Genomic DNA, 11,588 nt, shown 5'->3' with positions numbered 1-11,588 from the left:
ATGACCGGTGGGGGGCGCCCGCACGGGGGCGGGGCCGAGGGGCAGGACGGCGGGCTCGCGACGGGCGCGGAGACGGAGGCGGAGGCGGACGAGCGGAGGCGGGGCGCCGCCACCGGGCCCGCCGCGGATGACGGCACGCGGTCGGGCGGCAGCACGGCCGGGAACGCCGGCACCAGGACCGCCGGGGACGGCGACGACGGCGACGCGCCCTCGGACCGTGACGCCGATGGCGGCGATGCCCCGAGCACGAATGGTGACGCCCTCAGCGGTGACGAGCCTCGCACCGCTGAGCGCGACGGGGCTGGCGGAGGCTCGGAGGGCGACGACGGCTCGGGTGGCGACGCCGACGCCGCCGCCCCCGGCAGCGACGGCACCGCTGACGACCGCCGACTCTCGACCGTCTCGACGGCGCTCCTGGGCCTCTTCCTCCTCACCGACGTCGTCTTCGTCTGCGGAGCCCTGGTGACCCTCTGGCCGGCGGTGCTGGCGACGGTGGAGCCCGGGGCGGAGCCCACGGCCACCGCGCGCTGGTCGCCGTTCGGGCTGGGGGACTGGTCGCTGACCGCCGACACCGCGATGCTGCTGGCCGTGGTCGTGTGCAGCGCGCTCGGCAGCTTCGTCCACGCGGCCACGTCGTTCGCGACGTACGTCGGCAACCGGCGGCTCTACGCGAGCTGGCTGTGGTGGTACCTCCTGCGGGCCGGCATCGGGGTGGCCCTGGCGCTCCTGGTCTATCTCCTGCTGCGCGGCGGATTGTTCGCCGGCAGCTCCGGAGCCGGGGCGCCCAACCCGTACGGCTTCTCCGGCATCGCCGGGCTCTGCGGACTCTTCTCCAAACAGGCCACCGACAAGCTCCGCGAGATCTGCGACACCCTCCTCAGCACGACGGGCGACGGCGACCGCGACCGCCGCGACGGCCTGTCCACGTCCCACAACGGCGACCCGGGCCCGTCCTGACTACGTTCCGCGTCAGGTACCCGGCCCCAGGGGCTCACCCCGGCTTGCGCGCCAGCACGTACGCCTGAGGGGTGTTCGCCGTGGTGCCCGGCCCGTCGGCCTCCCGCACGAGCCGGGCCGACTCCACGAACCCGGCGTCCCCCAGCATCCCGGCGATCCGTTCGGGCGGGAAACGGTAGACGTCGAGGTCGAGGGGGTGCCCGTAGGCATGAGTCAGGTGGGCGGACCCGTCGCCCACCTTGTACGCCATCGCGAGGAGCCCGCCGGGGGCGAGGACGCGATGTAACTCGCGGAACACAAGCGGGAGTTCGTCGGGCGGGGTGTGCACCGTGGAGTACCAGGCGAGTGCTCCCGCCAGGCAGCCGTCCTCGAAGTCGAGCGCGGTCATCGTGCCCACGTCGAACCGGAGTCGCGGATGGGCCCAGCGGGCCACGGCGACCATCTGCGGCGAGAGGTCCATGCCACAGATGTCGAGCCCCAGCGAGGCCAGATGCCCGGTGATCCGCCCCGGCCCGCATCCCAGATCCGCGACGCGTCCGCCCCCGGCACCCAGCACCCGTTCGGCGAACACTCCGAGCATGGCTCGCTCGAACGGGCTCTGCGCCAACTCGTCTCTCAGCAGCTTCTCGTAGTCGGTGGCAACCGTGTCGTAGGACTCCCGGGTGGTGGTGTGGCGGTGTGTGCTCATGCTTCGGACATTAGACGGAAGGTCTGACAACGATGCCCAACGGCGGGCCACGAAGGGCTCGTCGGAACGAGTGGCTCAGTGCGGCCGTCGGCCGTCGTCCCCGAGCAGTCCGTCCATGGCGCGGCCGAACATTCGTCTCGCCGTCCACGCCAGCGGGCCGTCGAAGAGACCCGGCAGCCATCGCACCCGCAGGTCCTCGCGCCAGACCGTGCGGGAGGCGCCGTCACCGTACGGATGGACCTCGATCTCGGCCCAGCCGGTGACGAACGAACCACGCTTGACCAGACGGCACTTACCGGGAGCTCCGGCCTCCGGTGGCTGCCAGAGAGCGACCTCCATCGAGTCGTCGAAGGCGAGCGGCCCCACACCGCTGCGGGCCACGAAGACCGTGCCCTCTCCGGTCGGCGGAGGCGTGCGCACGGTGACGCGGGTCAGCGGTACGACGTCCGCGTGCCGGGGCCAGTCGGTCAGGAGCCGCCAGGCGCGGTCCACGGGAAGCGGAGTGAGGCGTTCCAGGAGGAAGAGAACCACGGGGCGAGCGTAAGCGAACAGCCGAGGCGGAGGCGGGTGCCGGGGCACGCGGAGGGTCGCGTCGCGCCCGGATGCCCCGACGCCCACCCGGTTCTCCCGGCGCCTTCGGCTTCGGCACCCACACCTGCGCCGGCTCGCCAGTCGCCCGCGAACAACTCCGCCTGACTTGGGAGGTGTTGACCAGCCGCCTGCCGGGCCTGCGCCTGGCGGACGGCCAACGGATCACCATGCGGCCGACCTTGATCCACCGCTCCCCGGAGCGCCTCCAACTCCTCTGGTGACCCGCTGCGCCTTCTGAACGGCTCGCCACGCCCGGCCGGTCGAGGGCGAGACACTCGTGCCGCCCCGCGCCGACCGCCCCGGCGCGGGCTCACACGTCCAGCAGATCCCGCGCCGTCACCGGCACCCCCGTCTCCAGCGACCGGTTCGCCGCCAGGCCCGTCACCAGGGACCGTGCCCCGTCCGCCGCGTCGGCCGCCCGCCCCAGTGCGTCCGGCACCCGCTCCCCGAACAGGTCGGCCAGCATGCGGACATCGCCACCGCCGTGCCCTCCCTCGGCCGTCTCGACCTTCACTTCACGAGGCGGCTCCCAGAACCGGCGTACGAGCAGCTGTGTCCTGCCCGGCTCCTCGCCCGCCTCGGCGCCGTGCAGCACCGGGCTCGCCCCGGTCACGGGGACGTGCGGCCGGGTCCACGTCGACTCCTCCACCAGCAGCTCCACGCGCCCCTCGCTGCCGTTGAAGGCGATGCGGTAGCCCTCCCAGGGGGAGTAGGCCGTCAGGTGGTAGGTCAGGGTGGCGCCGGACGCGTAGCGCACCAGGACGGCCATGTCGTCCTCGATGGTCACGCCGGGGCCGAAGACGTTCTGGTCGCGGTGATAGCCGTCCGCCTCCTCGGCGTCCAGGTAGAGCGCGCTGAGGACGGGGGAGTCCGCCAGACGCAACGCGAAGGGGTCGTCCTCGGCGGCGGGGGAGCCGTGGGCGCGGGCGTAGTCGCGGGCGAGGCCCCGGCGCCGGCCCGCCTCGTCGCCGTAGAAGAAGAGGCCGCCCTGGGCGAACACGCTCTCGGGGCGGGTGCCGAGCCACCAGTTGACCAGGTCGAAGTGGTGGCTCGACTTGTGGACCAGCAGCCCACCGGAGTTGGCCTTGGCGCGGTGCCAGCGGCGGAAGTAGTCCGCGCCGTGCCGTAGATCCAGCAGCCACTCGAAGTGCACCGAGCCGACCTCGCCGATCTCCCCACTCGCGAGCAGCTCCCGCACGGCGCAGTGGAGGGGGTTGTAGCGGTAGTTGAAGGCCACCCGCACCTCGCGGCCCGTCCGGCGACACGCGTCCAGGACGCGGCGGGCGCGCTCGGCGTCGGTCGTCATCGGCTTCTCCGTGACGACGTCGCAGCCTGCCTCCAGGGCCCGCACGATGTAGTGGTCGTGGGTCCGGTCCACCCCGCACACCACCACCAGGTCGACCCGCTCGCGCCGCAGCATCTCCTCGAACTCCCCGGCGGCGTAGGCGGGTACGGGTGCGCGGCCCGGGTGGTCGGCGGCGATCCAGGCGTTGTGGACGGCCATCCGGTGCGCGTTCGGGTCGCAGAGGCCGACCAGTTCGATCCGCTCCGCGAAGCGACCCGTCAGGGCCTCGGTGAACATCCGTGCCCGGGCACCGAGACCCACCACGGCCGCACGGCGGGGTTGTAGGGAGGTGGTGCAGGGGTCTTGTTGTGACATCCGGACCTTCCCTAGGGTCACTACGGGGGGTGGAAGCGCTTTCTAGTGAAAGAGGTGACCCACTCATGCCCCGAATCAGGACGAAGGAGTCCTGGAAACCCCGTGCGGCGGCCACCGTGCTGGCGCTCTGCGCGCTGCTCACCGGCTGCTCCGGACCGGACGGGTCGGGCGGTGCCGGCGGCGAGGTCGTCCTGCGCTACACCTGGTGGGGCAACCCCGACCGGGCCGCCAGAACCCAGGCGGCCGTCGAGCTCTTCGAGAAGAAGAACCCGGGGATCGACGTCCAGACCTCCTTCGCCGGCTACGAGGCGTACAAGCAGAAACTCGCCACCCAGGCGGCCGGCGGCGACGCCCCGGACGTGATGCAGCTCGACTACCGGATGATCGACCAGTACGCGTCCGGTGGCGTCCTCCTCGACCTCGCAGAACAGCGACGCGCCCTGGACACCGCCGAGTTCGAACCGGGACTGCTCGCCACCGGCAGGGTGAACGGCAGGCAGTACGCCGTACCGCAGGGCCGCGGCACCGAGACCATGGTCTACGACACCGAGAAATGGCGGGCGGCCGGACTCGCACCGCCCCGGGTCGGCTGGACCTGGAGCGAATGGGCCGACGCCATGCGGACGGTGGCCGAGAAGACGGGGGAGCCGGGCGGCACCGACCCTGGCCAGAGCGAGGACGCCTTCGAGATCTGGCTGCGCGGCCAGGGCAGGGCCCTGTACACCGAGGACCGCCGACTGGGTTTCGACGTCGATGACTTGACCCGCTGGTGGACCTTCACCGACCGGCTGCGCAGAGAGGGCGCCGTCTCGCCGGCCGAGCAGACGACCCAGCTCGACGGCTCGGTCGAGAACACCCCGCTCGGCCGGGGCAAGGCCGCCTCCGACGTCAACTGGGACGCCCCGGCCAGCGGATACCTGGCGCTCGTCCCCACCGGGATCTCCCTCGCCCCCATGCCGGCGGGCGAGGACGGCACTGCGGGCCAGTACTTCAAGCCCTCCATGTTCATGGGGGTCGCCGCCGACTCCGGCCACCCGGAGGAGTCCGCCCGGCTCGTCGACTTCCTCCTCAACGACGACGAGGCCGCGCAGATCCTCGGCGCCACCCGGGGCATCCCCGTCAACGAGTCGATCCGCGAGGACATCGCGGCCGACCTCAAGGACTTCGACAGGACCATCTACGAGTACCAGGCCACGGTCGAAGGAAGGCTCGCCCCGCCGCCCCAGGCGCCCCCGTCGGGCGACAGCGCCCTGCAGACCACGTTCCAGCGCGACTACGACCAGGTGTCCTACGAGCGGATGTCCCCCCGTGAGGCCGCCGAGAACTACCTCATCGAGGCGAAGGCGGAGCTGAGGTCATGACCACCACACAACTGCCGACGACCGTACGGAAGAAGGGAGTTCGCCCGCCGGACCGGCCCGGACGCCCCCGTCGGCGCGAGGGCGCGGCCTGGGTCTTCCTGTCCCCCTGGGTGCTCGGGGCCTGTGTCCTGACCCTGCTCCCGATGGCCGTCTCGCTCTACCTCTCCTTCACCGACTACGACCTCTTCAGCGCCCCGAACTGGGTGGGCCTGCGCAACTACACCCAGATGTTCACCGAGGACCCGCGTTATTGGCGCTCGGTGGCGACGACCCTGATGTACGTCGTCATCGCCGTCCCGCTCCAACTGGCCCTCGCCCTCCTGGTCGCCCTGGCCCTGAGGAACATGAAACGCGGGCGGGGCTTCTACCGCTCCGCCTTCTACGCCCCCTCCCTGCTCGGCGCCTCCATGTCCATCGCCCTGGTCTGGCGGGCGATCTTCAACGACGGCGGCACCGTCGACAACCTCCTCGGCACCGGCGGCTGGGTCAACCGGCCGGGCTGGGCGCTGTTCGCGGTGGCCCTGCTGACGGTGTGGCAGTTCGGCGCCCCCATGGTCATCTTCCTCGCCGGACTCCAGCAGATCCCGGGGGAGTTGTACGAGGCGGCCGAGGTGGACGGCGCGAGTGTCTGGCGCCGCTTCCTGTCGATCACGGTCCCGATGCTGTCGCCCGTGATCTTCTTCAACCTGGTCCTCCAGACCATCCAGGCCTTCCAGGTCTTCACGCCGGCCTTCGCGATCAGTGCGGGCAAGGGCGGCCCCGCCGACTCCACCCTCTTCTACACGCTCTACCTCTACGACCGAGGCTTCGTCGCCTCCCACATGGGCTACGCCTCCGCCATGGCCTGGGTGCTGCTGTTCGCCATCGGCGCGGTCACCGCGATCCTCTTCCGCACCTCCCGCTCCTGGGTCTTCTACGCCTCCGAGGGGGACCGATGACCAGCACCACATCCGCAACGCCCCTGCTGCGCAAGCCCGTTGCCTGGCGGCGGGTGGCGCTGCACGCCGGCTGTCTGGCCGCGCTCCTCGTCATGCTCTACCCGCTGGCCTGGCTGCTGGCGACCTCCGTGAAGCCCGCCGACGAGGTCATCGCCAGTCTCGACCTGCTCCCGAGCCGACTTCAGTGGTCCAACTACGAGACCGCGCTCGACGGCGTCAACGACGTGTCGGTGGGCCGACTGCTCGGCAACTCCCTGCTGATCGCCGGTGGCGCGGTCGTCGGGAACGTCCTGTCGTGCTCCCTGGCCGCGTACGCCTTCGCCCGGCTGCGCTTCCGCTTCCGGGGGCCGCTCTTCGCCTTCATGATCGCGACGATCATGCTGCCGCACCACGCCGTGCTGATCCCGCAGTACATCATCTTCAACCAGCTCGGCATGGTGAACACCTACTGGCCGCTGATCCTGCCGAAGTTCCTCGCCACGGAGGCCTTCTTCGTCTTCCTCATCGTGCAGTTCATGCGCGGACTGCCGAGGGAGCTGGAGGAGGCGGCCCGTATCGACGGATGCGGCCCGTTCCGGAGTTTCCTCTCGGTGATCCTGCCCCTCACCCGGCCCGCCCTGATCACCACCGCGATCTTCACCTTCATCTGGACCTGGAACGACTTCTTCACCCAGCTGATCTATCTCTTCTCGCCCGAGAAGTTCACCCTGACCCTGGCCCTGAGGTCCTTCGTGGACGCGTCCAGCACCTCCGCGTTCGGCCCGATGTTCGCCATGTCCGTCATCGCCCTCCTCCCGATCGTGCTGTTCTTCCTCGCCTTCCAGCGGTTCCTGGTGGAGGGCATGGCCAACTCCGGGATCAAGGGGTGACGAGGGTGCGCCCCGTGCGGACGAAGAGGGAGCCGGGCGAGATCTTCGGCCCCCGGATGACGCTGTTCGCGGACGTACTGAGCCTGGGCGTCGCGGTGGCGGTGGTGAGCCTCCCGCTGGTGACCCTGCCGGCCGCGCTCTCCACCGCCTGCGCGGTCCTGCGGGGCGTACGGGAGGACCGCCCGGTCACGGCCGCCCGGTTCCTCGGGGCGCTGTGCCGGCGGCTGCGGCCGGGCGACCTGGCCGCCGGGTTCCTCGCCCTCGCGGGCCTGGCCCTCGCCCTGGTCGACCTGGCCCTGGCCGGTGCCGGGCTCCCCGGTGGCCGGGCCTTCGCCCTCCTCGCCGCCGCGCTCGGCACCGGCGCCGCCGTGATCGGTCTGCGGGCCTGCGCCCGTTCCGAGTCGGTCGACGACTGGCCCGGGGCGGTACGGGGCGCGGCCCGCGACGCGGTGCGCGATCCGGGCGGCAGCGCCCTGGTCGTCCTCGCCGTGGCCACGGCGGTGGCGAGCGCCTGGATGCTGCTGCCGCTCGTGTTCCTCGTACCGGGACTGCTGGCGCTGGCGCTCACGGCCGTCGACGTACGAGGAGAGGTACGAGGAGAGGTGCACGGACCAGTCGACGTGTGCGAAAAATCGGTCGCCACACGGGAGGGCGTGTGATGGGCTGACCCCCTTGACGGGCCGACGCCGTGTGACGTGTCGACGCTCCGGGCGTATCGCGAAGGGACAGGGCGAGGGTGAACAGACGGCGGCGGAAGAAACTGTCGCACCGGCTGGTGGGGGCCGCATCGATCGGTGACACCGCCGGTGTCGCCGCGTTGCTGCGCGCCGGAGCCCCCGCCGAGACGACGGACGCCGAGGGGACGACGCCCCTGTACGCGGCCGCCGTCCACGGGGCCGCCGACACCGTGCGCCTGCTGCTCGCAGCCGGGGCCTCGCCCGACACCGAGAGCGGACACGGCGCGGAGGGCACCCCGCTGTGCGGCGCCGCGTGCTGGGGGCACATCGAGGCGGTGCGCGAACTCCTCGCCCACGGCGCCGATCCCGACCTCCGCGAGGACCACGGCACGGGCCGCTCCCCGCTCGACTGGGCGGCCGCCGGCTTCCACACCGAGACGGCGGCCGTGTTGCTCACGGCGGGGGCCGTTCCTGAGGCGGAGTAGGACTCAGAACGCGTACGGCCCGAACCGGCCCCAGGCCACCACGATCGCCAGGACCAGCAGCACCAGGCTCGGTGCCGTCTCCTTGGTCTCGCCCCGGCGGAGGTGGAAGACGACCGCGCCGAGCATCGTGACGGCGAGACCGGTCGCCGCGAGCGGGACGAACACCGTGGCCATGTCGAGGAGCGCCGGAAGGATCAGTCCGATGGCGCCCAGGGCCTCCAGCGCGCCGATGGTCTTCACCATGCCCGGGGAGAAGGAGTCGACCCACGTCATGCCGGAGGCCGACAGCTTCTCCTTGGACTGGGCGGTCTTCATCAGGCCGGCGGCGAGGAAGGCGGCCGCGAGCAGGCCCGCGATGATCCAGAGAGTGACGTTCATGGCAGGTTCTTCCTCAGGAGGGACGAGAACGGGTGGGTTGAATGTTCAAGAGAAGTGGAGGCTCAAAACGTAGGCTGATCGACTTGAAGCGTCAAGTCATTCGGCGGGCCGGAACGGGCCTGGTCGATGGTGGCCGCACGTAGAGTGGGCGCCATGGAGACACCGCAGCAGTCGCGTTGGCTGACCGACGAGGAGATGGAGACCTGGCACGCGCTGGCGGGCGTGATGGTCAGGCTGCCGAGCGCGCTGGACGCGGAGCTGCAGCGGGACGCGGGTGTCAGTCACGTCGAGTACGTGGTGATGGCGATGCTGTCCCAGACCGAGGGGCGCACGCTGCGGATGAGTGACCTGGCCGGGTACGTCGGTTCGTCGCTGTCCCGGCTCTCCCACCTCGTGAAGCGGCTGGAGAAGAGCGACTGGGTGCGCCGCGTTCCGGATCCCTCCGACGGGCGCTACACCCTGGCCGTCCTCACGGATGCCGGACACGCCAAGCTCGTCGCGAGCGCGCCGGGCCACGCCGCCGCCGTACGCCGCTATGTGTTCGACGCGCTCACCCGGGCCCAGCAGCGGCAGCTGAGGGACATCGGCCGGCGCATCTGGCAGACCGTCGCGCCCGACGACCACTGCCTGCCGCCACCCAGCTGACGGCTCGTCACCCTGCCCCGGGCGCGCGCTCGACACCGACGAGCCCGGACGGCCTTTCAGCGGCCGCCCGGCGGGCCCGTGGTCCCCCGGACCTCCAGCGTCGGCGTGGTGAGGACGACCTTGGCGGGGCGTGTCGGATCGGCGATGCGGTCCAGCAGGCACTGCGCGGCGGTGCGGCCCACGTCGTGGCTGGCGTTGTCCACGGTGGTGAGCCAGAGGTGGCGCAGCCGGGAGACGTACGTGTTGTCGTAGCCGACGAGGGAGAGGTCGCGCGGCACCCTCAGGCCCAGTTCCTCGGCGGCGGAGAGCGCGCCCACACAGGCCATGTCGTTGAACGCCACGACGGCGGTGGGGCGTTCGGGGCGGTTCAGCAGCCGGACCGTGGCGCGGTAGCCGCCCTCCTCGGTCAGGTCGCCCCGTTCGACGGCCGCCAGATCGCCCAGCCCGTGCTCGCGCATCACCGTCTCGAAACTGCGACGGCGCAGCGCCCCGACCACACCGTCCCCCGCGATGTGCGCGATGCGCCGGTGGCCGAGGCCGATGAGGTGCTCGGTGGCGAGACGGGCGCCTTGCTGGTCGTCGCCCGCGACGACATCCACCTGGGGGAGCGCCGGCTCGCGGGCACCCGCCACCACCGTCGGGACGAGCCCGGCCGCCGTGCGCAGCGCCTCGGAGGGCGGCAGGGTGCCGACCGCGATCAGCCCGTCGACCCGCAGCTCGGTGAAGGTGCGGGTGAGGTCCTCCCCGAGCCGCCGGTTGAGATGGCCGTCGGCCAGCAGCATGCGCAGACCGTTGTCGTGCAGCCGGGAGTTGAGGCCGTCGAGCAGCTCCACGAACCAGGGGTTGCGCATGTCGTTGAGGAGGACGCCGACCGTGCGGGTCCGGCGCTCGCTCAGGCTGCGCGCGGCGGCGTTCGGCCGGTACCCCAGCTCGTCCACGGCGGCCAGCACCGCCTGCCGCTTCTCCTCGCGCACCTGCTGCGAGCCGCGCAGCACCAGCGAGACCAGCGACTTGGACACGCCGGCCCGCTCGGCGACGTCGCGGATCGTCGGGCTCGCGGGTCCAGGTCTCATGGCCTGGACCGTTCCACAGCGGGGTGTCCGTGTCAAAGGGCTTGACAGTGCCCGAGCATGCCCGCAGTGTGAGCGGCGTACGCTTTTGGAACGGTCCAAAGAAGGGCAGTCATGGTGCGTGGGCTCGGTGTCGCCGTCGTGGGGTTCGGCTGGATGGGACGGGTGCACACCCAGGCCTACGCACGGGTGGCCCACCACTTCCCACAGCTGGACCTGCGGCCCGAGCTGGTCACCGTCGTCGAGGAGGTCCCCGGGCGCGCCGAGGAGGCGGCCCGGCAGTTCGGGTTCGCCGGCACTGCCCGGGACTGGCGGGAGGTGCTCGACGACCCGCGGATCCAGGCGGTCAGCATCACCGCGCCGAACTTCCTGCACCGCGAGATCGGCGTCGCCATGGCCGAGGCGGGCAAGCACATCTGGATCGAGAAGCCGGTCGGGCTCACCGCCGCCGACGCCCGCGCCGTCGCCGACGCGGTCGCGAAGGCCGGCGTCCAGGGCACCGTCGGCTTCAACTACCGCAACGCGCCCGCCGTGGAAGCCGCCCGCGAACTGATCGTCGCCGGGGAGATCGGCACCGTCACCCATGTCCGCGTCCGCCTCTTCAGCGACTACGCGGCCCACCCGGAGGGGGCCCTGACCTGGCGGTACGAGCGGCAGCGCGGGGGCAGCGGGGTCCTCGGCGACCTCGCCTCGCACGGGGTGGACCTGGCGCGCTTCCTGCTCGGCGACATCGCCTCGCTGACCGCCGACACGGCGATCTTCGTCCCCGAGCGGGCCCGGCCCGCCGGTGCCACCGCCGGCCACACCCGTGCCTCGGGCGGCGAACTCGGCCCCGTCGAGAACGAGGACTACGTCAACTGCCTGCTCCGTTTCACCTCCGGCGCCCGGGGGGTGCTGGAGGCCTGCCGGGTCTCCGTCGGCGAGCAGAACAACTACGGTTTCGAGATCCACGGCACCGAGGGCGCCCTCTTCTGGGACTTCCGCCGCATGGGCGAGCTGGGCGTCAGCAAGGGCGACGCCTACCAGGACCAGTCCGTCCACACCCTCTACGTCGGTCCCGGCCACGGCACGTACGCCGCGTTCCAGCCGGGCTCCGCCAACGCCATGGGCTACGACGACCTCAAGGTGATCGAGGCGTACAACTTCCTGAGCTCCATCGCCGACGGCACCCCGCACGGCACCACCCTCGCCGACGCCGTGCACAGCGCCACCGCGCTGGACGCGATGAGCCGCTCCGCCGAGTCGGGGGCCTGGGTGAACCTCTGAGAA

13 protein-coding genes are annotated in these 11,588 nt (G+C 71.7%); 8 read left to right on the top strand and 5 right to left on the bottom strand.

Annotated features, from left to right (window positions below):
• Window positions 1-957 (top strand): hypothetical protein, encoded by a 957-nt coding sequence (locus P8T65_RS09730; RefSeq protein ID WP_316725032.1) that lies wholly within the window; start codon window positions 1-3, stop codon window positions 955-957.
• Between the two features lie 34 nt (window positions 958-991).
• Here the strand turns inward: P8T65_RS09730 and P8T65_RS09725 are convergent, their stop codons facing one another.
• The 3 genes from P8T65_RS09725 to P8T65_RS09710 all read right to left on the bottom strand — a co-directional run bounded on the left by P8T65_RS09725 (window position 992) and on the right by P8T65_RS09710 (window position 3,896).
• Window positions 992-1,645, bottom strand: a complete 654-nt coding sequence (locus P8T65_RS09725) for a class I SAM-dependent methyltransferase (RefSeq protein WP_316725031.1) — start codon at window positions 1,643-1,645, stop codon at window positions 992-994.
• 75 nt (window positions 1,646-1,720) lie between these two features.
• On the bottom strand, window positions 1,721-2,176 hold the full coding sequence (locus tag P8T65_RS09720; protein WP_316725030.1) for an SRPBCC family protein: 456 nt from the start codon (window positions 2,174-2,176) through the stop codon (window positions 1,721-1,723).
• Between the two features lie 370 nt (window positions 2,177-2,546).
• The gene (locus P8T65_RS09710) at window positions 2,547-3,896 is read right to left on the bottom strand and encodes a Gfo/Idh/MocA family oxidoreductase (protein WP_316725029.1); all 1,350 of its coding nucleotides are present in this window, start codon (window positions 3,894-3,896) and stop codon (window positions 2,547-2,549) included.
• 65 nt (window positions 3,897-3,961) lie between these two features.
• On the opposite strand from P8T65_RS09710, the gene P8T65_RS09705 reads away from it, so the two are divergent.
• From P8T65_RS09705 to P8T65_RS09685, 5 genes are all read left to right on the top strand, one after another.
• Window positions 3,962-5,257 (top strand): ABC transporter substrate-binding protein, encoded by a 1,296-nt coding sequence (locus P8T65_RS09705; protein ID WP_316725028.1) that lies wholly within the window; start codon window positions 3,962-3,964, stop codon window positions 5,255-5,257.
• Window positions 5,254-6,195 carry a sugar ABC transporter permease gene (locus P8T65_RS09700; protein ID WP_316725027.1) on the top strand — a complete coding sequence of 314 codons (942 nt, stop codon included), beginning with the start codon at window positions 5,254-5,256 and terminating at the stop codon, window positions 6,193-6,195. Before P8T65_RS09705 ends, P8T65_RS09700 begins: the two co-directional genes overlap by 4 nt.
• Window positions 6,192-7,064 carry a carbohydrate ABC transporter permease gene (locus tag P8T65_RS09695; RefSeq protein ID WP_316725026.1) on the top strand — a complete coding sequence of 291 codons (873 nt, stop codon included), beginning with the start codon at window positions 6,192-6,194 and terminating at the stop codon, window positions 7,062-7,064. The genes P8T65_RS09700 and P8T65_RS09695 overlap by 4 nt, the downstream gene beginning before the upstream one ends.
• Window positions 7,065-7,069: 5 nt before the next feature.
• Window positions 7,070-7,723 carry a hypothetical protein gene (locus P8T65_RS09690; RefSeq protein WP_316731532.1) on the top strand — a complete coding sequence of 218 codons (654 nt, stop codon included), beginning with the start codon at window positions 7,070-7,072 and terminating at the stop codon, window positions 7,721-7,723.
• A gap of 77 nt (window positions 7,724-7,800) precedes the next feature.
• Window positions 7,801-8,226 carry an ankyrin repeat domain-containing protein gene (locus P8T65_RS09685; protein ID WP_316725025.1) on the top strand — a complete coding sequence of 142 codons (426 nt, stop codon included), beginning with the start codon at window positions 7,801-7,803 and terminating at the stop codon, window positions 8,224-8,226.
• A 3-nt stretch (window positions 8,227-8,229) separates the two neighbouring features.
• Here P8T65_RS09685 and P8T65_RS09680 read toward each other — a convergent pair whose 3' ends face one another.
• Window positions 8,230-8,604, bottom strand: coding sequence for a DoxX family protein (locus P8T65_RS09680; RefSeq protein ID WP_316725024.1), 375 nt, complete (start codon window positions 8,602-8,604; stop codon window positions 8,230-8,232).
• Between the two features lie 153 nt (window positions 8,605-8,757).
• On the opposite strand from P8T65_RS09680, the gene P8T65_RS09675 reads away from it, so the two are divergent.
• Entirely contained in the window at window positions 8,758-9,249 is a 492-nt protein-coding gene (locus P8T65_RS09675) for a MarR family transcriptional regulator (protein ID WP_316725023.1), read from the top strand.
• Between the two features lie 56 nt (window positions 9,250-9,305).
• On the opposite strand, the gene P8T65_RS09670 is transcribed toward P8T65_RS09675, so the two are convergent.
• Entirely contained in the window at window positions 9,306-10,322 is a 1,017-nt protein-coding gene (locus P8T65_RS09670; protein WP_316725022.1) for a LacI family DNA-binding transcriptional regulator, read from the bottom strand.
• A gap of 111 nt (window positions 10,323-10,433) precedes the next feature.
• On the opposite strand from P8T65_RS09670, the gene P8T65_RS09665 reads away from it, so the two are divergent.
• Window positions 10,434-11,585, top strand: a complete 1,152-nt coding sequence (locus tag P8T65_RS09665; RefSeq protein ID WP_316725021.1) for a Gfo/Idh/MocA family oxidoreductase — start codon at window positions 10,434-10,436, stop codon at window positions 11,583-11,585.
• Window positions 11,586-11,588 lie beyond the last annotated feature (3 nt).

It is taken from the genome of Streptomyces sp. 11x1 (assembly GCF_032598905.1).
In the GTDB taxonomy this organism is placed as follows: domain Bacteria; phylum Actinomycetota; class Actinomycetes; order Streptomycetales; family Streptomycetaceae; genus Streptomyces.
Note: the sequence above shows the minus strand (reverse complement) of the source record. Positions and strands in the feature narration are given on the sequence as shown.

Excerpts from the sequence above, each read along its gene's own strand:
- P8T65_RS09695 (WP_316725026.1), top strand. The coding sequence starts at position 6,192 with ATGACCAGCACCACATCCGCAACGCCCCTGCTGCGCAAGCCCGTTGCC.
- P8T65_RS09700 (WP_316725027.1), top strand. The coding sequence starts at position 5,254 with ATGACCACCACACAACTGCCGACGACCGTACGGAAGAAGGGAGTTCGC.
- P8T65_RS09675 (WP_316725023.1), top strand. The coding sequence starts at position 8,758 with ATGGAGACACCGCAGCAGTCGCGTTGGCTGACCGACGAGGAGATGGAG.
- P8T65_RS09680 (WP_316725024.1), bottom strand. The coding sequence starts at position 8,604 with ATGAACGTCACTCTCTGGATCATCGCGGGCCTGCTCGCGGCCGCCTTC.
- P8T65_RS09665 (WP_316725021.1), top strand. The coding sequence starts at position 10,434 with ATGGTGCGTGGGCTCGGTGTCGCCGTCGTGGGGTTCGGCTGGATGGGA.
- P8T65_RS09705 (WP_316725028.1), top strand. The coding sequence starts at position 3,962 with ATGCCCCGAATCAGGACGAAGGAGTCCTGGAAACCCCGTGCGGCGGCC.
- P8T65_RS09725 (WP_316725031.1), bottom strand. The coding sequence starts at position 1,645 with ATGAGCACACACCGCCACACCACCACCCGGGAGTCCTACGACACGGTT.
- P8T65_RS09710 (WP_316725029.1), bottom strand. The coding sequence starts at position 3,896 with ATGTCACAACAAGACCCCTGCACCACCTCCCTACAACCCCGCCGTGCG.
- P8T65_RS09730 (WP_316725032.1), top strand. The coding sequence starts at position 1 with ATGACCGGTGGGGGGCGCCCGCACGGGGGCGGGGCCGAGGGGCAGGAC.
- P8T65_RS09670 (WP_316725022.1), bottom strand. The coding sequence starts at position 10,322 with ATGAGACCTGGACCCGCGAGCCCGACGATCCGCGACGTCGCCGAGCGG.